Annotated in this window: 16 protein-coding genes; 4 read left to right on the plus strand and 12 right to left on the minus strand. The window is 74.0% G+C overall.

The features are described from left to right. Positions 1 to 6: 6 nt before the first annotated feature. The 5 genes from BM339_RS07925 to BM339_RS07945 all read right to left on the minus strand — a co-directional run bounded on the left by BM339_RS07925 (position 7) and on the right by BM339_RS07945 (position 7,630). Positions 7 to 3,084: a coiled-coil domain-containing protein gene (locus BM339_RS07925; protein ID WP_083597410.1), complete on the minus strand. Its 3,078-nt coding sequence runs from the start codon at positions 3,082 to 3,084 to the stop codon at positions 7 to 9. Then, positions 3,081 to 3,737, minus strand: a complete 657-nt coding sequence (locus tag BM339_RS07930) for a DprA-like winged helix domain-containing protein (protein ID WP_021598095.1) — start codon at positions 3,735 to 3,737, stop codon at positions 3,081 to 3,083. The genes BM339_RS07925 and BM339_RS07930 overlap by 4 nt, the downstream gene beginning before the upstream one ends. Continuing rightward, positions 3,730 to 4,413, minus strand: coding sequence for a hypothetical protein (locus BM339_RS07935; protein WP_021598094.1), 684 nt, complete (start codon positions 4,411 to 4,413; stop codon positions 3,730 to 3,732). The genes BM339_RS07930 and BM339_RS07935 overlap by 8 nt, the downstream gene beginning before the upstream one ends. Further along, complete coding sequence (locus BM339_RS07940; protein WP_021598093.1) at positions 4,410 to 5,621, minus strand: hypothetical protein; 1,212 nt, start codon at positions 5,619 to 5,621, stop codon at positions 4,410 to 4,412. The genes BM339_RS07935 and BM339_RS07940 overlap by 4 nt, the downstream gene beginning before the upstream one ends. Before the next feature lie 566 nt (positions 5,622 to 6,187). After that, on the minus strand, positions 6,188 to 7,630 hold the full coding sequence (locus BM339_RS07945; protein WP_021598091.1) for an aldehyde dehydrogenase: 1,443 nt from the start codon (positions 7,628 to 7,630) through the stop codon (positions 6,188 to 6,190). Between the two features lie 117 nt (positions 7,631 to 7,747). Between BM339_RS07945 and BM339_RS07950 the strand changes: the two genes are divergently transcribed. Then, entirely contained in the window at positions 7,748 to 8,344 is a 597-nt protein-coding gene (locus tag BM339_RS07950; RefSeq protein WP_075020377.1) for a mycothiol-dependent nitroreductase Rv2466c family protein, read from the plus strand. Positions 8,345 to 8,933: 589 nt separating this feature from the next. Here the strand turns inward: BM339_RS07950 and BM339_RS49685 are convergent. Both BM339_RS49685 and BM339_RS49690 read right to left on the minus strand, forming a co-directional pair. Then, a complete protein-coding gene (locus BM339_RS49685) occupies positions 8,934 to 9,362 on the minus strand; it encodes a cytidine/deoxycytidylate deaminase family protein (RefSeq protein WP_075020378.1) in 429 nt (142 codons plus the stop codon). After that, a complete protein-coding gene (locus tag BM339_RS49690; RefSeq protein ID WP_075020379.1) occupies positions 9,355 to 10,041 on the minus strand; it encodes a RibD family protein in 687 nt (228 codons plus the stop codon). The genes BM339_RS49685 and BM339_RS49690 overlap by 8 nt, the downstream gene beginning before the upstream one ends. A gap of 117 nt (positions 10,042 to 10,158) precedes the next feature. Between BM339_RS49690 and BM339_RS07965 the strand changes: the two genes are divergently transcribed. Beyond that, a complete protein-coding gene (locus BM339_RS07965; RefSeq protein WP_075020380.1) occupies positions 10,159 to 11,286 on the plus strand; it encodes an exonuclease SbcCD subunit D in 1,128 nt (375 codons plus the stop codon). Further along, positions 11,283 to 14,306 (plus strand): AAA family ATPase, encoded by a 3,024-nt coding sequence (locus tag BM339_RS07970; protein WP_075020381.1) that lies wholly within the window; start codon positions 11,283 to 11,285, stop codon positions 14,304 to 14,306. Before BM339_RS07965 ends, BM339_RS07970 begins: the two co-directional genes overlap by 4 nt. 12 nt (positions 14,307 to 14,318) lie before the next feature. On the opposite strand, the gene BM339_RS07975 is transcribed toward BM339_RS07970, so the two are convergent. Both BM339_RS07975 and BM339_RS07980 read right to left on the minus strand, forming a co-directional pair. Then, complete coding sequence (locus BM339_RS07975) at positions 14,319 to 14,687, minus strand: PH domain-containing protein (RefSeq protein ID WP_021594816.1); 369 nt, start codon at positions 14,685 to 14,687, stop codon at positions 14,319 to 14,321. Between the two features lie 35 nt (positions 14,688 to 14,722). After that, on the minus strand, positions 14,723 to 15,175 hold the full coding sequence (locus BM339_RS07980) for a MarR family winged helix-turn-helix transcriptional regulator (protein ID WP_021594817.1): 453 nt from the start codon (positions 15,173 to 15,175) through the stop codon (positions 14,723 to 14,725). 105 nt (positions 15,176 to 15,280) lie between these two features. On the opposite strand from BM339_RS07980, the gene BM339_RS07985 reads away from it, so the two are divergent. Continuing rightward, positions 15,281 to 16,282, plus strand: a complete 1,002-nt coding sequence (locus BM339_RS07985) for an SMP-30/gluconolactonase/LRE family protein (RefSeq protein ID WP_218163591.1) — start codon at positions 15,281 to 15,283, stop codon at positions 16,280 to 16,282. A gap of 45 nt (positions 16,283 to 16,327) precedes the next feature. Here BM339_RS07985 and BM339_RS07990 read toward each other — a convergent pair whose 3' ends face one another. From BM339_RS07990 to BM339_RS08000, 3 genes are read right to left on the minus strand one after another with little or no spacing between them, the layout of a single operon-like run. Then, a complete protein-coding gene (locus BM339_RS07990; protein WP_021594819.1) occupies positions 16,328 to 17,137 on the minus strand; it encodes a citryl-CoA lyase in 810 nt (269 codons plus the stop codon). After that, on the minus strand, positions 17,134 to 18,351 hold the full coding sequence (locus tag BM339_RS07995; RefSeq protein ID WP_021594820.1) for a CaiB/BaiF CoA transferase family protein: 1,218 nt from the start codon (positions 18,349 to 18,351) through the stop codon (positions 17,134 to 17,136). The genes BM339_RS07990 and BM339_RS07995 overlap by 4 nt, the downstream gene beginning before the upstream one ends. A 45-nt stretch (positions 18,352 to 18,396) precedes the next feature. Further along, positions 18,397 to 19,203 carry an IclR family transcriptional regulator gene (locus tag BM339_RS08000; protein ID WP_075020382.1) on the minus strand — a complete coding sequence of 269 codons (807 nt, stop codon included), beginning with the start codon at positions 19,201 to 19,203 and terminating at the stop codon, positions 18,397 to 18,399. Positions 19,204 to 19,342 lie beyond the last annotated feature (139 nt).

Below are 19,342 nucleotides of genomic sequence, written 5' to 3' on the forward strand. Positions count from 1 at the left end.
CCGGAATCAGGATCCGCTTTCATCCGGTTTGCCGGGGGCGGGCTCCGGGCGCGCGGCCGTGACCTGCTCGGCGAGCTTGCGGACGCGGGCCTCGTGCTCGTCGTAGCCGACCACGACCGGCGGCTCGTTGTACGGCATCGTGTCGGACGAGCGGCGCAGCTTCACGTACTGGCCGCACGCGTCGATCGCGTACGGCTCCATGTCGTCCTGCAGGGCGCCGATGACGGTGATGCCGTGCGTCTCGCCGATCTTGCGGAACAGCGCGACGGCCTCCTTGCGGTGCTCCTTGCCGAGGTTGCGGCCCAGCTCGTCCAGGACGAGGCAGAGCCGCCCCCCGCCGGAGCTGGCGAGCGCCGCCGCGCACACCAGCTTGACCGCCTTCTCGTCCATGAGCGCCGTGTTCGCGCGCCGGTTGTACGGGACGTAGCGCTGTCCGTCCGAGCGCCGCCACTTCGGCGTGACGCGCCAGCGCCACTCCTGCTCCGGATCGCCCGGCTGCTCCGGTGTGGGGAACTCCAGCGTCGCGCCGTAGCCGCCGTACGTCACGTCCAGCTTCTCGAACTCCTCCGACACGCGCTGCAGCCGGCTGCGGATCGCGGCCGTCAGCGCCGTCCGGTGCGCCTCCGCGGCGCCCGCCGCCTCCGTCGCGCCCTTCTGCGCCTTCTCCAGGTCCGCGCGGCGGGCCGACAGCTGCACCTCGATCTGCCGCCGCTGGTGCCTCTCGTAGTCCTCCTGCTGCCGCAGGTAGCCCTCCATCGCCTTGACCAGCCGGGGGAACGTCGCCTGCTCCCGGTCGGTGCGGCGTCCCTCGCCCTCGGCGCGCTGCCGCAGCAGAAAGCGCACCTCCTCGGGCATGTCCTCGTCGGCTGTGCCGTCCGGGAAGACGCGGCGCAGCGCCTCCGACAGGTGCTTCTCGGCGGTGTGCCACCACTCGGCGGGCGTCCACGTGGCCTCGTCGTCGTCCAGGCCGGACAGCCATTCGGCGGCGCCCTCGCGGGACCCGCCCCACTCCTGCTCCAGCTCGCCGATCCCGAGCGCGGCACGCCTGTCCGCCAGCTCCGACGAGGTGCGGCGGATCGCGTCCCGCTCGCGCTCGTGCGCCTCCCGCCTCCCGCGCAGCCGGTCGGTCTCCAGCGCCCGCGTGTCGGCCTTCGCCTGCAGGCGCCGCAGCGCCTGCTCCGCCGACCCGAGGCGCGGGCCGAGCCGGGACTCGCTGCCCGCCAGCTCCTCCAGGCCCTCGCGCAGCTCCGTCATCGCCGCGCGGACCTCGTCCAGCTCGGCGGCGGCCTGCGCGCCCGCGAGCCGCCGCGCGGCGAGCGCCACCTCGGCGGCGGTGTCGGACGTGGCCCGCCGGGCGCTCTCCAGCGCCTCCCGGGCGGCCTCCACCGCGGCCCTCGCCGCCTGGACGCGGGCCACCCGCCCGGTGACGGGCTCCCTGAAGCCGCCGACGATGACGACGCCCGCGCCGTCGCCGCCGAGGGCGCCGAAGAACCGGCCGAGCGGCCGCTCGCACCCCACGCCCTCGGGAAGGGCGCCGTCGCCGTCCGCCGGGACGATCATCGATCCGGGCAGGTCCTTGAGCGCGGCGACCGCGGCGTCGAGATCGTCCGTCCCGACGACGACGGCCTCCCGGTACGGCCAGAGCGCGGCCTCCCAGCGCTCCCGGACGTCCTCGGCGAGCTCCACGGCGTCCAGCAGGCCGACCGCGGCGATCCCCTCGGCCGCCAGGGCGCGGATCTGCGCGGGGGCGCTGCTCTCGCCCGCCTCCGCCTCGGCCAGGGACCGCTCCGCCCGCGCGACGGCGCCCCTGGCCATCCCGTACTCCTGCTGCGCCTCGTCCCGGAGGGCCTCGGCCTCGGCCAGCTCGGCGCGCGCTTTCCCGGCGTCCCGTCCGTCCGCCTCCCGCCGGCGGTCCTCCAGCGCCGACACCCGCCGGCGCAGCTCGTCCAGGCGGTCGCGGGCGACGGCCTTGTCCGCGCCGAGCTGGGCCGCCTGCCCCTTCAGCTCGGCGAGCACCGCGCCCGCCTCCTGCAGCTGCTCGTCCAGGGCACCGCCGGTCAGCTGGTCGATCTCGCGCTCGGCGGCCTTCGCGGCCGCGGCGAGCTCCTCGCCCTCCCGGTGCAGCCGCTCCTGCTCGGCGGCGTGCGCGGCGTCCGCCTCGGCCGCGTCCACCAGCAGGCGGGCCTGCCGCGTCCGCCAGTGCCGCAGGGCCGCCGCCACCTCGTCGCGGGCCCGGTCGCGCCGGTCGAACGTCTTGAGCAGCACCGCCGCCTCGCGCTCCCACTCGGCGAGCCGCTCGGCGGCCTCCGCCGCCTTGGCGCGCTCCCGGTGCTCCTCGGCGCGGGACGTGCGCTCGGCCTCCAGCTCCCGGTCCAGCCCGGTCAGCGCCGCGATCGCGCTGAAGATCCGCTCGGGGCTGATCTCGTTCAGCGGCTGGGACAGCAGGTTCGTCGCGACCTTCGACCGCACCGACGTGGACAGGAACGACACGCACCTGACCTGCCCGCCGTACAGGACGCGGGACAGATCCTTCGCGACGAGGTCGCGGCGCCCCGCACTGCGGGGGAGGCTCGCCCAGAGCCGGTCGGCGAGCGACACCCGATCGGCCTCGGACGGCGCCGACGCCAGGTAGACGCCCTGCCGCCACCGGATCTCCAGATGCGGCGCGTCCGCGTTCACCCGGAGCCAGACGGTGACGGCCGTCTCGCCGTCCTCCTCCACCGGCTCGGCGTAGTCGAAGACGCCCACGATGTAGCCGTGGTCGGCGCTCGCCCACTGGCTGTCGCCCTGCGCGGCCAGCTCCGCGTTGAACAGCAGCTCCGCCACGGCCCGCGCACCCGACGCGAACCGCCACTGCTCGTCGCCCAGCAGCGCGGTGATGGCCGCGATGAACGACGACTTGCCCGCGCCGTTGGAGTCCTTCGGACCCTGCCCGGCCACCACGATGAGCGTGCCGGGGACGGTCGGCACCGGATGCGTCGACAGCCGCGAGATGTTCACCGCCTGCACGGCCACCAGCGTCCGGTCGCCGACGACGTTCTCGGTGTCGCGCGCGGTCACCATCGGTTCGAGGACGGCCGTCACGTGTTCTCCCCCTGCTCGCGCTCCCGGCCCCTGCGCCGCGCCCGGATCGCCGCGGCGAGCGGCGAGTCCGGCCCGGCGGCCAGGATCAGCTCCTCTTGCAGCCGCCTCCGGGCGGCATCGGTCAGCCGGTGGAACTGCGGCCCGGGGACGAAGCCCCCGGCGTCGTCCGCGCCCGCCTTGACCTGCGACACGAGCCCGGCCAGCCGCAGCCGCCGCAGCGACGCCTCCAGCTCCCCGACGGGCAGCTGGGTGCGGCGGCGCAGCTCGTCCACCGGTGTCGGGTGCGGCGACAGCCACGAGTCGTCCGCGAGCAGCCCCGCCGCCCTCGGGATCGCCACCGAGTGGATCAGCACCAGCGTCAGCACGGCCCGCTCCCGCGCCGGCGGCACGCACCCGGGTTCCTTCGCCAGCTCCGCCGCGACGTCGTCCCGGTATCCGGAGATCCAGTGCTTCCGCTCCGACCGGACGAGGGTCCGCCCGTTGAGCGCGAGCATCGCCTCGACCGTCCTGCGCAGCGCCGGCTCCCGCAGGGCCGCGAACCGCACCTCCGAGACCGGCTCGGCCGCGTGCTCCACCGCCATGTAGGCCGCGACGAGTTCCGCCCGCCGCCGCTCGTCATAGGACCGCAGCAGCGGCTCGAACAGCTCACTCACCGGGCCCCTCCCGAGACGGGTCGGGTGAGTTATCCACAGGTTCGGAATCGGCGGCGGGGTCCCCGGCCGCCTCGGCAGAGTTGCTCTCGACGTCGGAGCCGGGATCTGCGGGAGGCAGCGATGACGGGACAGGTTCGCTCGGTTCGGCCGGTGCGGGGTCCGGGCGCGGGGGCTCGGGGAGGCGGTGGAGAAGGTCCCGCAGGGACGCCAGCGATCCTTCCGGCCAGAGGGCGACGCGGGGGCCGGGGCGGACCGTGCCTTCGGCCTCGTCCAGGAGCAGCCAGCCGGTGTCGGACAGGCGGCGGAGTTCCCCGGTGGCCCAGCGGCGCGCCAGGTCCGAATCGCCGCGCGACATGTTCGCGTAGACCTCCAGGACGTCCGCGACGGTGGACGCAGATCCCGGCCAGGGGGCGTCGTCCAGACGCGTCCAGCAGCAGCGCAGGGCGGCGGCGAGGACGCGGCGGGCCTGGCCCGCACGGTCCAGGGGCATGGGCGCGGTCTCGTACTCCTCCAGCAGCGCGGGCGTCGCACCGTCCGGCCATTCGGGCAGCAGCCAGACGCGGGTGCCGTCCGTGGCCGCCGCCAGGCCCGGCGGGACGGGATCGGACGCGGAGACGGACGGCCCGCCCAGCACGCGTGCGCGTGCGCGGGCCAGCACGTGCGGGTCGACGGTCACGCGCCCGTCCTCTCGAACCAGCCCGGCGACACCCACGTCGGGGTGCCCTCGGGGCGCACGGTCAGGCCGTCCGACCACGTGAGGCGATAGGGGAGCTCCGGGTGCAGATGCACAGACGACAGGTCGGCCAGCACGCGGCGGGCGGTCGTCCAGTCCTGGGCGAGAACGTCCTCGACCGCGACCCGGTCCGCGCCGCGGAGGATCTGCTCGGCGATGCCGCGGAGCCGTTCGACCGCCGCCGTGTCCGAGCCGGTGTCGCCCGACAGGCCGGGGTCGGGCACGGACGGGCGCGGCGGGGCCGGGCGGGGCGGCGTGGCGCGCGGGCCGTCCTCCACGGCGGTGACCACCGCGGACGGCTCGTGCCAGGGCGCCGCCGCGTCGAAGACGAACCCGTCCAGCACGGCGGCGAGGTCCTCGCGGGACGCGGTCCGGGTGAAGGTCCGCCAGGTCTCCGGCGGCAGGAGGGTCAGGTTCCGGGTGGTGCCCGCCGAGTCCGACAGCCGCGCCGCGGCCCGCCTGGACGCGTCGCCGTAGGCGTAGATCGCGGCGCGCAGGTCGGTGCAGGTGCGGTCGAGCTGCGGCCAGCGGCGCAGGATCGCGCCGTGCAGCCGTTCGGCGCGCAGCAGGATCTCCTCGGTGCCCCACAGCTTCGGCGCCTGCTCGCGGAGTTCCTCGATGGTCCCGTTCGTCAGCGTGACCAGCTCGACGCTCCACAGCCGGAACGCGCGGGCGAGACCGTCCGCGCCGTCCCGGGCCTGCTCGGGCGTCATGCGCGGGTCGGCCACGTTGAGCTGCTCCAGCGCGAGCAGCCGGTGCATCTCGCTCTGGCCGCCGTCCAGCATCATCCGGCGGACGAACATCAACCCGACCACGCTGGTGAACGACGCCCGGTAGCGCAGCTGGTTCGGCTTGGGGAACACCTCGCGGACGGCGCCGAGCCCCTTCAGCACCCGCAGCCGGTTCTCGAACACCTCGGCCGGGTAGCGGCGGCACACGTACCGCATCTGCTCACGGCTCAGCCCGTCCTCGCCCGCGTCGGCGAAGGCGGCGAGCAGCGTCTCGGCGACGTCCACCAGCTCCGGGTCGTCGACCACGGCACCGCTGTCGCGGGCCAGCGCGGCGAACATCTGCCGGTACACGCCCAGCACGGCCTCGCCGACCAGGACGTCGTCGAGACTGGCGGGTGCGTTCTCGGAGGTGGGGGACACGGCGCACTACGGTACGGCCCCCGCGCCCCCAACGTGGAATCGACCACGACCCCTCACCCCGCCACCGCGGCACCACACACCACCCCAAGCGAGGCCGGGTACCGCCACGCCGTCCCAGGGACCAGGGCCATCGCCGCTGGGCCGTCTCAGTGGAGGGCTCGGTGAGGATGAGGGCTGTCGCCGGTGAGTCGTTCCTGGCAAGGGCTGGGAGACGTGCCGCTGAGGGTGAGGTCGGTATTGGGCGTGCCGTCCCATCTAGGAGGTGGGACGGCACGACGACGGTACTCAGGTCGGCTGGCGCCGGGTCGCCGGAGCCGCCGACATCACCGCGCCGCGCAGCGGCGGCTAAACGGCACAACCAAGTAGCCGCGCCAGCTCACCGCCTTCTCCGACGGCATCCAGCACGCCGCGGCGACCAAGCATCCGAGTGGCCGCAGGGGAGCTGGAGGCCCGGGTGCGCGCAGCCGCCACGCCCATGGCCGCCCGCCAGATCCGCGACGTCGTGCTGGTGCCGCCGGACTGGCGCGTGGGGCGGGCGCGTGCCGCTTATGGGTAGGCCGACGGGGTCAGTTGGTGGGGGCCGGGTGGGGGATGGACTTGTGCTCCAGGTAGGCGTGGAGGCCCTCAGGGCCGAGTTCGCGGCCCAGACCGCTGTTCTTGTAGCCGCCGAACGGGGTGTTCGGGTCGAGGGTGTACATGTTGACGCCGCAGCTTCCGGTGCGGATCCGCCGGGCGACGTCGACGCCGTGGTCGACGTCGGACGTCCAGACCGAGCCGCCGAGGCCGTAGTCGCTGTCGTTGGCGATCCTGACGGCGTCGTCCTCGTCCTCGTAGGGGATGAGGACCAGCACCGGGCCGAAGATCTCCTCGCGGGCGATGCGCATGTCGTTGCCGACGCCGCCGAACACGGTCGGGGCCACGTACCAGCCGCGGTCACGCGGCCGGTCCAGGCCGCCGGTGATCAGCTTGGCGCCCTCGTCCTGGCCGATCCGGATGTAGTTCTCCACGCGTTCCTGCTGGCGCTGGGCGACCAGCGGGCCGATCTCGGTGCCGTAGTCGGCGGGGTCGCCGACGTTCAGGCCGCCGACCATGGTCGCGAGCGCGTCGGCGACCTCGTCGTAGCGGCGCCGGGAGGCGAGGATGCGGGTCTGCGCGGCGCACGCCTCGCCGTTGTTCATCAGCGACGCCAGCTTGAACCCCTCGACGGCCGAGCCCAGGTCGGCGTCGTCCAGGATGATCGCGGCCGACTTGCCGCCGAGCTCCAGCGTCACCCGCTTGAGTTGCTCGCCGCAGACCGCGCCGATCTTGCGGCCGGCCGCGGTGGAGCCGGTGAACGACACCTTGTCGACGTCGGGGTGCGCGACCAGGTAGGCGCCGACCTCCCGCCCGGCCGGGACGATGTTGACGACGCCCTCCGGGAGCCCGGCCTCGCGGATCCACTCGGCGAGCAGGTAGGAGTCGAGCGGCGTCTCCGGAGACGGCTTGGCGACCACCGTGCACCCGGCGATGAGGGCGGGCGCGAGCTTGAGCATCAGCGTGAACTGGGGCACGTTCCACGGGACGATCGCCGCGACGACGCCGACGGGCTCCTGCGTGACCGTGACCGGCCCCAGCATGCCCTGCCGCTCGTCCTCCCACGCGTAGGTGCCGGCGAGGTCGACGTAGTACTGCAGCACCATCTGCGGGATCGCGGCCTGCCCGAACACCGAGAACATGATCGGCGAGCCCATCTCGGCGGTGACGAGGTCGGCCATCTCCTGCTGCCGCTCGGCGTAGATCGCCGACAGCCGCCCGACGATCTCGGCGCGCTCCGCGGGCGACATCCGCGGCCAGGGCCCCTCGTCGAACGCGCGCCGCGCCGCCGCGACCGCGGCGTCGATGTCGCCCTCGGTCCCCTCGGGCACCCGTCCGATGACCTCCTCGGTGTGCGGGGAGATGACGTCGATGGTGCCGGTGCCGGCCGGAGCGGTCCACTCGCCGCCGATGAACAGCCGATCGTGCTCGCGCATGCTGCCGTGCCTCCCGCTGACCGAATGCTTGCTTGGGCACAGCATCGCATGCCGTCCCGGGGCGTTGGCAAGAGCAATGAGACTCGCGTCTCATCCAATTCCGATATAACCCGGAACATGTCCCAGATCGCCGATTTCTGGTTCGACCCGTCCTGCCCGTACACCTGGATCACGTCCCGATGGCTCCTGGAGGCGGCGAAGGTCCGGCCGATCGAACCGCGCTGGCACCTGCTGAGCCTGGCCGCCCTCAACGAGGACCGGGACGACGACCCGGAGGACGACCCCGGCGGCTACGTCTGGCTGCCGGCCCGCGTCTGCGCCGCCGTGGCCGCGACGGCGGGGCAGGAGGCGCTAGGGCGCTTCTACACGGCCTTCGGAACCCGCGTCCACGAGCGGGGCGAGATGGGACCGCGGACGTTCCAGGACGCGCTCGCCGAGGCCGGCCTGCCCGAGAGCCTCGCCGCGGCAGCCGACACGCCGAACCACGACGACGCGATCCGCGCGTCAACGACCGAGGGCGTCGACAAGGTGGGCCCGCACATCGGCACCCCCGTGATCGAGGTCGGCGACCGAGCATACTTCGGCCCGGTCATCTCACAAATCCCACACGGCGAAGAGGCAGGACGCCTATGGGACGGAACCCTCCTCGTCACAAAAACCCCCGGCTTCCACGAACTCAAGGGCCCACCACACACAACTCCCAACGTCACCTAACGCCAGCTCAAGGAGCTGCGCGTTCAAGCAGCTTGGTGACGGCCCACTCCTTGTCGTGAGCCACCCGGCTTCCACGAGCTCAAGGGCCGCCGCCACCGCGCCCCCCAACTGCTGCTGACGCCAGCTCAAGGAGCTGCGCGATCAAGCGGCTATGTGGCGGCCCACTCCTCGCTGCGAGCCACCCGGCTTCCACGAGCTCAAGGGCCGCCGCCACCGCCCCCCAACTGCTGCTGACGCCAGCTCAAGGAGCTGCGCGTTCAAGCGGCTATGTGGCGGCCTGCTCCTCGTTGTGAGCCACCCGGCTTCCACGAGCTCAAGGGCCACCTCCACGCGGCGCCCGCCTTCGGTCTGGTGCTCTCGCGGGTTTCGCGCGGGGAGGAGGCGGGATGGCTGTGTGGAACGGGACGCTTCCTGTTGCGGGGACGCTCGGCTTCCAGGAATTGGAGGGGCGACCGCACGCGGTGCTCGGTTTCGGTCCGGTGTTCTTGTGGATTCCGCCAGGCGAGGAGGCGGGAGGCTTCGAGACGGACTCTTCTCGTTGCGGGAGGTTCCCGGCTTTTACGAGTTAAGGGGTTGTTGCGTGCGGGGGTTAGAGGAGGTGGGTGTTTGGGTGGCGGGCGCGGTTGGCCAGGTCTGGGAGTTCGACTAGTTCGATGCCCGCCGCCGCTAGGATTTCGGCGCCGGCGCCCTCGGCGAACAGGACCGGCTCGCGCCAGGCGAAGACGACGCGGCGGGCGCCCGAGGCCACGATCAGCTCGGCGCAGGTGCGCGGGCGGGACGCGCGGTGGCCGCACGGTTCGAGTGAGCTGTAGACGGTGGCGCCTTCGAGGCGGACGGGGGCCTTGGCCAGGGCGGCCTCCTCGGCGTGGTCGTGCGGGTCCTTCTCCCGCGAGAAGCCGCGCGCGATCTCCCGCCCGTCCTCGCCGACGATGACCGCCCCGACGGAGAACGCCGTGCCGGACGGCGGGCACAGTTCCGCCAGGTCGCACGCCAGCGCCAGCCAGCCGAGGTCATCCACGCGCGGCTCCGATCAGGTAGCGGAGCAGCGCGAGGTCGCCGATGCGGGTCACCTCGTCCAGGCGCATCGGCCGCTCCGGCGACTGCGGGAACACCCCGGACCGGACGAACCGGGGCGCGGAGGGGTCGCCGATGAAGAACGGGGCCACGACGAGCTGGATCTCGTCCACCACGTCGGCCGTGAGGAACAGCGTGTGCACGCCGCCGCCGCCCTCGACCATCAGCCGACGGACGCCGCGTGCCGCAAGGTCGCCGAGCACCGTGGACAGGTCGAGCGGGTCGCCCGCGTCGATGACCTCGGCGACGCCGGTCAGCCGAGGGGCGAGCTCGACGGCCGTGGTGGACGGCGCGTACACGAGCTTCGGCGCCTCGCCGGTGGTGAAGAACCGGGCGCCCGGGTCCAGGTCGCCGCTCCAGGTCAGCGTCACCTTGGTCAGGTCGGCGGGCAGGCCCCGCGCCGCCCGCCGTTCCCGCCGCACCGCCGACCGGATCAGCAGCCGGGGGTCGTCGGCGCGCAGCGTCCCGGCGCCGGCGAGGATCGCGTCGCAGCTCGCCCGCACCGCGTCGACCCGGTCCCAGTCCGCCGCGCTGGACAGCCGGAGCCGCTCCGGGGTCGCGTCGTCGATATAGCCGTCGGCGGACATCGCGCAGCTCAGCAGCACGTAGGGACGCTCGCTCACGTCGCAACCCTACGGGAGCGCGCGAGCCGGCGATCTCCCGATCCCGGAAGATCGTCTGGGGCGCCCCGGCGTTTCTGCGCGGGATGTGTCGGAGGGGGTGCCTATGGTTGCTGCGACATGCGACTCCTGCACACCTCCGACTGGCATCTCGGCAGATCGTTCCACCGCGAGGACCTGCTGGCCGCGCAGGCGGCGTTCGTCGACCACCTGGTCGAGACGGTCGCGGCGGAGCGGGTCGAGTGCGTGCTCGTCTCCGGGGACGTCTACGACCGGGCGCTGCCCGCTGTGGACGCCGTCCGGCTGTGCGACGAGGCGCTGCGGCGGCTGGCCGAACGCACCCGGGTGGTGCTCATCGCCGGCAACCACGACTCGACGCGCCGCCTCGGGTTCGGGTCGGCGCTGATGGACGCCGCCGGCGTGCACGTCCGCACCGACTTCGCGAGTGCGGGGGAGCCCGTCGTCATCGGGGACGCCGCGTTCTACGGCATCCCGTACCTGGAGCCCGAACTCGTCCGGCACCCGTGGAACCTGGACGAGCGCAGCCACGCCGCCGCACTCACCGAGGCGATGCGGCGCGTCCGGGAGGACGCGGCCACCCGGCCGGAGCACTCGGTCGTGCTGGCACACGCGTTCGTCACGGGTGGCGAGTCGAGCGAGAGCGAACGCGACATCTCGGTCGGCGGGTCGTCGCAGGTGTCGGCATCGGTCTTCGAGGGCGTCGACTACGCCGCGCTCGGCCACCTGCACGGCGCCTGGCCCGTCACCGACCGGGTCCGCTACTCGGGCTCGCCGCTGGCGTACTCGTTCTCGGAGGAGCGGCACGTCAAGGGGTCCTGGCTCATCGACCTGCACGCGGACGGCGTGTCGGCGGAGTTCGTGGAGGCCCCCGTCCCGCGCCGCCTCGCCCGTGTCCGCGGCCGCCTCGACGACCTGCTCACCGGCGCGGCCTACGAGAAGTACGAGGACCGCTGGCTCCAGATCACGCTGACCGACGAAAGCCGCCCGTCCGCCGCGATGGAACGACTGCGCCGCCGGTTCCCGCACACGCTCGTCCTCGGCTACGACCCCGAAGGCGGCGGGACCGACAACACCCGCACCTGGACCGACCGCGTCCGCGAGCGCAGCGCCCTCGACATCGCGGGCGACTTCGTGGCCGAGGTCACCGAGGCCCCCGCCACCGACGCCGAGCGCGCCCTCCTCCACGAGGCGTTCGAGGCCTGCCGCCAGAAGGAGGCCCTGGCGTGAGGTTGCATCGGTTGGAGGTTGCGGCGTTCGGGCCGTTCTCCGGGGTGGAGGTCGTCGACTTCGACGCGTTGTCGGAGGCGGGGCTGTTCCTCATCCAGGGGCGGACGGGCGCGGGTAAGACGAGCATCCTCGATGCGGTGTGCTTCGCGCTCTACGGCCAGGTGCCCGGTGCCCGGAACGCGGTGAAGGGGCTGCGCAGTGACCATGCGCCGCCCGGGGCCGGGCCGCGTGTGGTGTTGGAGACGACGATCCGGGGCCGCCGGTTCCGCATCACGCGGTCGCCGGCCTGGGAGCGGCCGAAGCTGCGCGGGTCCGGGACGACGACCGAGCATGCGAAGGTCGTCCTGGAGGAGTGCGAGCACGGGGAGTGGGTCGGTCTCACCACGCGGCTGGACGAGGCCGGCGATCTGGTGTCGCGGATGCTCGGGATGAACGCGGTCCAGTTCTGCCAGGTGGCGATGCTGCCGCAGGGCGAGTTCGCCGGGTTCCTGCGCGCCGGGGCGGACGAGCGCCGCAAGGTGCTGGAGCGGCTCTTCGCGGCCGAGGTGTTCACGCAGGTCGAGAAGTGGCTCGCCGACCGGCGCGCGGCGACCGGGCGGGAGGCCGCCGAGCTGGGCGCCCGGACGTTCTCGATCGCGGACCGGATCGCCGAGACGACCGGTGCCGCGACGCCGCGCGAGGCGCCCTCACTGGTTCCCGCGCCGCGCCGCGGGGAGCCGGTCGTGGAGCCGTTCGGCGACGTGGCGGTGCTGCCCGCGTGGGCCGCCGAGCTGGCGGGCGGGCACGAGGACGTCCGCGCGGTCGTGGAGGAGCTGGCGGCGGATGTCGGCGAGACGCTGCGCGGGGTGCGCGCGGCGCTGGAAGAGGCGAAGGGGCTCGCCGAGCGGCAGCGCCGCCACGCCGCCGCCGTCGCCAGGCGGGACGCGCTGGCGGAGCGGGCCGAGGAGAAGTCGCGGCTCGCGTCCCGGCTCGACGCCGCCGCCCGCGCCGACCGGGTCGCCCCGCTGGTGCGGGACGTCGAGGTCAGGCACGGGGAGGCGGTGCGGGCGCGCCGCTGGGCCGAGGAGACCCGGTCCCGGGTGGCGGCGCTGCTGCCGCCGAAGGCGCCGGAGGACGTGATCGCCAAGGCCGAGCGCGACCGCCGGAACGAGGCCGCGGCGCTGGAGGGCAGGCGCGGCACCGCCGCCAGGCTCCGGCAGATCGGGCGCGACCGGGAGAGGCTGGCGGACGACCTGCGGCGGCTGGAGCCGGAGGAGGCGCGGCTCGCGGCGGCGCTCGCGGACCTGCCGGGAGTGGTGGACGCCCGCCGCGCCGAGCTGGAGGAGGCCAACCTCGCGGCGGCGGCGCGGTCGGGGGCGGAGGCCGCGGTCAACGAGGCCGGGCGCCGGCTCGACGCGGCACTGCGCCGCGACCAGGTGGTGGAGCGGCTCGCCGGCGCGGAGGCGGAGTACCGCGCGGCGGTCGATGCGGCCCAGGACGCGCGGCAGCGCGTCCTCGACCTCCGGCAGGCGCGCCTGGACGGGATGGCGGCCGTGCTCGCCGAGGAGCTGGAGGACGGCGAGCCGTGCCGGGTGTGCGGCTCCACCGAGCATCCGGCGCCGGTCACGTCGCTCGCCCTGATCCCGACCGAGGAGCAGGTGGACGGGGCGCAGCACGAGGCCGACGCGGCCCAGGACGTCCGCGAGCGGGCCGGGACGCTCGTCGGGGAGCTGCGCACCGAGCGCGACAAGCTCCTGGAGATCGCCGGGGAGACGGCCGCCGGTGTCCTCGCGGCGGAACTCGCCGACGCCGAGCGCGAGTGGGAGGCGGCGAAGGCCCGCGCCGCGGAGGCCGAACGCCTGGAGGCGGCCCTTCACCGGCACGAGCGGGAACTCGACCAGGTCCGCTCCGAGCACGAGCGGGTGTCGCGCGACCTCACCGCGAACCGCGTCCAGGACGGGGAGCTGGCCGCCGAGCAGAACCGGCTGGCCGCGGAGCTGGACGAGGCGCGCGGCGACGACCCGACGCTCGAAGCGCGCATCGCCCGGCTGGGCGGGGAGGCCGACGCGCTCGCCGAGGCCGTCGAGGCGCTGCGCGTGTACGCGCGGGCCGACGGGGAGCTGGCCGCCGCGCGGGCGAAGGCAAGGCAAGGGGGCGAGGAGCAAGGGTTCCGCACCCCCGAGGAGGTCCTCGCCGCCGTGCTCCCGGACGAGGACCAGGGCGACCTGCGCGACAGGATCCGGCGGCTCGACGACGAGGAGGCCGAGGTCCGCGCCCTGCTGGGCGACCCGGCGCTGAAGGCGGCCGCCGCCGAGCCCGCCCCCGACCTGCCGGGCCTGGAGGCGACGGTGGCGGCGGCGGAGGCCGCGCGCACCGAGGCCGCGAACGCCGCCGCCCGTGCCCGGCGCCGCTGCGACCGGCTCGCCGAGCTGCGCGCCGAGCTGGACGGGGCCGTCCGCGCGTGGCGTCCGGCCGCGCGGCGGTACGAGGTGGCGGAGCGGCTGGCCGGACTGGCGTCGGGCAAGCACGCGGCGAACCGGCGCGCGATGGCGCTGTCGGCGTACGTGCTGGCGGCCCGCCTCGAACAGGTGGTCGCCGCCGCGAACGAGCGGCTGCGCCGGATGTCGGGGGGCCGGTACGCGCTCGTCCACACGACCGAGAAGGCGGCGGGCGACCGCACCAAGGGCGCCGGCGGGCTCGGCCTGCGGGTCGCCGACGCCTGGACGGGCCTGGAACGCGACCCGGTGACGCTGTCGGGCGGCGAGTCGTTCATCACCTCGCTGTCCCTCGCCCTCGGCCTCGCCGACGTGGTCACCGCCGAGGCGGGCGGGACCGAGATCGGCACCCTGTTCGTCGACGAGGGCTTCGGCACGCTCGACGAGGAGACGCTCGACGAGGTCATGGACGTCCTGGACGGCCTGCGCGACGGCGGCCGGACGGTCGGCATCGTCAGCCACGTCGCGGAACTGCGCGCCCGCGTCCCCGCGCAGCTCCGCGTCACCAAGGACCGCGCCGGCTCCACCACCACGGTCGTCGCCTGACCCGCGGCGGGGTCAGCCCGAGATGTACTGCAGGATCACGTTGTGCACGTGGTGGCTCTTGTCGGCGCCGCGGAACTCGACCTCGTAGGTGTGCGTGCCGACGTTGATCGCGATCGACCCGGTGGAGAAGTAGGACCCGGCCCATGACTTGTTGCTGACCACGCTGACCGAGGTGATCTTGGAGTAGGGCACGCTGGTGATGGCGTACCGCTTGCCGGCGAAGCTCTTGTCCTGGACGATCACGCGGCGGTCGGTGAGGCCGATGAACCCGGTGCCGGCGCCGATGGCGTCGTAGACGGCGATGATCTGCTCGCCGGGCAGCAGCCCGCTCTCGATCTGCTTGAGCTGGCCCGACCTGTCGTGTTCGATCCGGTCGCCCATGGTTCCTCCCGATTGTCGGTTCCCCGGGGAGTGTCTCAGCCTCCGGGGGCGGACCGCGCGGCTTCCAGGAAGCCGACGCACCGGCCCAGCAGCTCGATCAGCGTCTCCCGCTCGGCGTCGGTGAACTCGGCGGCGAGCCCCCGCTCGACCCGGACCGCCCGGTCGTCGGCGGCCCGCAGCACCGCCTCGCCCTCGGCGGTGAGCCGGGTCTCCAGGATGTTGCGGTGCCACTCGTGCGGGGTGCGCTCGATCAGCCCGCGCTCCTGGAGGTTCTTGAGGACGGTGTTCATCGTCGGTGGGGTGACCGCGCACGCCCGCGCCAGGGCGGCGGCCGACATGCCCGGGTGGTCGGACAGGTGCAGCAGCGCCGCGTACTGCGGCACGGTCAGCCCGCTCGGCTTCAGTGCGGCGTGCTTGGCCCCGTTGAGCGCCTGCTCCGCGCGCTTGAGGTGGGAGCCGATCCGCTCCGGGACGGGCATCGAGGTCATTCCCGCATGATATCGAGCCGTCCAAGGGGAAGGTCGTTGACGAGCATTAGAGTTCTAACTATCGTATGGACGCGTTCTAAGAAGTTAACTCGAACGGAGACGCCCATGTCGCGCATCCAGCGCTCCTCCGCGGCGATGGCCGCCGCCCTCGCCGTCGCCGTGCTCCCCGCGTCCGTGGCCCTGGCAGCGTCCGCTGCCTCCGCACGGGAACAGCGGGTATCGATCTCAACGGCCCATGTCCTGCCCGGCGACCGCGTGTACCCCGAGGGGATCGCCGCCGATCCCCGCGGTGGCGCCATGTACGCGGGCTCCTTCGAGGACGGCACCGTCTACCGGATGCGTCCGGGCCACCGCGTGGCCGAGGTGTTCCTCCCGGCCGGCGCGGACGGCCGCCACACCGCCAACGGGATGAAGGTCGACCGTGCCGGACGGCTCTGGGTGACCGACTCCACGTCCGGCGTCGCGGCGTACGACACGCGAAGCCGCCGTCTGCTGGCGCGGTTCACCGTCCCCGGTGACGGGGCCCGGTTCGTCAACGACCTCGCCATCGCCCCGGACGGCACCGCCTACCTGACCGACACGTCCCGCGCGGTGGTCTACCAGGTCACGCCCCAGGACCTGGCGGACGCCCGGGGAGGACACGCCACGTTGACCACCCGGTTCGACCTGGACGGCGTCCTCGAACCGCACGAGCCCGGCGATTTCACGCTGAACGGCATCGTCGCCGACCCCACGGGCCGGTTCCTGCTCACCGACGACATGCGCGGCGGCGACCTCTACCGGCTGGACATCGGGACCGGGGCCGTCCGCAAGGTCGCCCTGTACGGCGGCGACATGCACAACACCGATGGGCTCGAACTCCAGCACGGGCGGCTCTGGACGGCCGACAACCTCGACAACGAGGTCACCCGCTGGCGTGTCGCCGCCGACGGGACGCGGGCCCGCCTTGAGCGCACGCTGGCGGACCCGTCCCTCCAGGTCCCGACGACGCTCGTCCGCCGCGGCGGAACCCTCTACGTGGTCCGCTCGCAGTTCGACAAGGGCGGCCCGCTCGGCGAGGGCACCCCGGAGATCCCCTTCACCATCGCCGCCGTCCGGGGGCTCTGAAAGGCGGGAGCGACCCGGGCGTCCCCCGCGGGCGGCTCTGGCCGGTCAGGACGGAGGGTGGTAGGCGGGGAGCACCGAGCGCGGTATCGGCCCCTTGTTGCGCTGCCCGCTCTGGGTCTCCTCCCAGGCGTGCGCGAGGATCCCGATGCTGCGGCTCAGCACGAAGAGGCCGCGGGCCAGGGGAGCCGGGAAGCCGAGTTCGGCGTAGATGATGGCGGTGGCGCCGTCGATGTTCATCGGCACCGGCCTCTCGCGGCCCTTCGCCAGGTGGGCTTCCACCGCCAGGCCGGCGCGCAGGTGGCCGCCCGGGACGACCCCGTCCCGGACGGCCGCCTCCACCAGCGACAGCAGCGGGTCGCGGCGGGGGTCCACCGGGTGGAACCGGTGGCCGAACCCCGGCAGGTAGCGGGGCCAGGCCGCGATGACCTCCGCCGCCGCGACGTCCAGGTCCACCCCCTCCGCCTCCCGGACGAGGATCTCCTCCAGCAGCCGGACGCACTGCTCCCCGGCCCCGCCGTGGACGTCGCCGAGGGTGTTCACCGCGCTCGCGACGGCGCCGTTGAGGCCGACGCCGCAGGTCGCCGCCATCCGGGCGATGGCGATCGACGGTGCCTGCGGGCCGTGGTCCACGGCCGCGACGAGGGCCGCTTCGAGCAGCGCGGCCTGCCGCGGGCCGGGCAGGTCGCCGCGCAGCATCAGCCAGATCATCGACGTGAGGCCGGTGGTGCCGATGAGCTCCTGGACGGGGCGCCCGCGCAGTTCGATGACGCCAGGCTCCATGCGGGTGATGCCGGTGGCCCACCACTCGCCGACGGCACCCGTCGGGTCGGTGCCGCTCATGTCGGTGCCGCTCACGGGGCCTCCCGCCGGGTGCCGTTCATGACGGTGTCGTCGTCATGGCCGTTCCAGCGGGCCATGAGGCTCGCGCGTTCGTCGTTCTGCTGGCCGAGCGTCGGGGGAGGGGCGGTCGGCGTCAGCGCCTCGCCGTCGTGCAGGATCCCGCTGCCGGCGACGCGTAGGACGCGCCCGGAGCCGTCCGGGAACGGGAGGTCGGTGAAGAAGCCGCGGTGGTCGAGCTGGTCGAGCCGGACGGCCTGCGGGACGTCGGTGACCCGGGCGGCGGGCACGCCGGCGGCGCAGAGGAGCTCCTCCCATTCGGCCGCGGTCCGGTTCCGCAGCGCGAGGTTCAGCTCGTCCGTCAGCTCGTCGCGGTGCAGCTTGCGCGCCTCGCGGTCGGCGAACCGGGGGTCGTCGAGGAGGTCGGGACGGTCGAGCAGGTCGCAGAGCGTCTCGAACTGCCGCTGCCGGTTGGCGGCGATGTTCAGCGGCCCGTCGGCGGCCTCGAACGTGCCGGACGGCGCGGCGGTGGCGTTCTGGGTGCCCATCGGCTCGGGCGCGACCCCGCTGACCAGGTAGTTGGAGACCGCCCAGCCCATCGCCGAGACGGCCGCCTCCAGCATGGACACGTCCAGGAACGTCCCCCGGCCGGTGCGGGACCGGCCGGCGAGGGCCGCGGCGATGTGCAGGGCGGCGGCGAGGCCGCCGATGGTGTCGCAGACGGGGAAGCCGACCCGCAGCGGCGCGGTCTCCTTCGTCCCGGTGATGCTCATCATCCCGGACAGCCCCTGGATGATCTGGTCGTAGGCGGGCGCCTGGCTCATCGGGCCGGTCTGCCCGAACCCGGAGATGGCGCAGTAGACGAGCCGCGGGTTCAGCTCCCGCAGCCGGGGCCACCCGAAGCCGAGCCGGTCGAGCACGCCGGCCCGGAAGTTCTCCAGCAGGACGTCCGCGCCGCGGACCATGGACGCGAAGTCGGCGCGGTCGGCGGGGTCCTTCAGGTCGAGCTCGACGGACTTCTTCCCCGCGTTCTGGGCGAGGAACGAGGCGCCGAGGCCGCCGCGGTTCAGCTCGGGGTCCGGGCCGAGGTGCCGGGCGAGGTCGCCCTGGCCGGGGACCTCGATCTTGACGACCTCGGCCCCCAGCAGCATCAGCTGGTAGCTGCAGTACGGCCCGGCCAGAACGTTGGTCAGGTCGAGGACCCGGATGCCGCTGAGCGGTCGCTCCTGCATGCGCGTGCTCCTTCTGCCCCGCCGCGCGGACGGCCGGGCGCGTGGTCAGTGCGTGGGGCTGAGCGGGTGGTCGAAGCCGCGTTCGGACATCTCCCGGGCCACCTGCCGCAGGTCGTCGGCGTACTCCCGGACGGTGTCGTCGGGGAACCGGACGGTGGGGCCGCTGAGCGACAGCGCCGCGACGACCGTGCCCGACCGGCCGAGGACGGGCACGGCGACGGCGGACAGGCCGTCCTCACGTTCCCCGTGGCTGACCGCCCAGCCCTGATGGGCGGCCTCGTCGATCCACTCCTTGAGCCTCTTGACGTGGCCTTCTCCGTAGGGGGAGCTGAGGGCGACGCGCCGCAGCAGCGCGTCGGGGGCGTCCCGCAGCAGGGCCTTGGACGACGCGCCGGCCCAGAGGGGAAGCTCGTCCCCGACGTGCACGACGTGGCGGAGCGGCTGCGGGCTCTCCTGCTGGGCGACGCAGACGCGGTAGATGTCGCGGAGCATGTAGAGGTTCACCGTCTCCCGGCGCCGCGCGCCGAGGTCGCGCATGGCCTTGCGGGTCTCGGGCGGCAGCTCCCAGCTGCTGCGCGCCAGGTGCGCCCAGCGCCACAGGCCGGGGCCCGGCAGGTAGCCGTTGGGCGCGGCCCACAGCAGGCCGTTCTGCTCCAGGGTCTGGACGAGCCGGATGACGGTCGTCTTCGCCAGGCCGGTCGCCTCGACGATGTCCCGGATGGAGACGACGGGACGTTCCTCGCTCAGCAGTGACATGATCTCGATGGCGCGCTGAACACTGCGAACGCCCTGGCCGTCGCCGGACGGCGGGGTGCCGGGGGTCTCGGTCTCCGGTCGCTTCGCTGGACTCACTGGTTCTCGCTCTCGTGCTCGGGCGGCTGCGGTCCGTACGTTACACGCAGTCCACACAGTGGTCTAGTTGGACCGTCAGTCGGTCTGTCGCCCTCATCGGCCGGAAAATCGCCCGTCTGCCCTTCCCCTGGTGAGCGAG

The organism is Actinomadura madurae, from assembly GCF_900115095.1.
GTDB classification, from domain to species: Bacteria; Actinomycetota; Actinomycetes; order Streptosporangiales; family Streptosporangiaceae; genus Spirillospora; species Spirillospora madurae.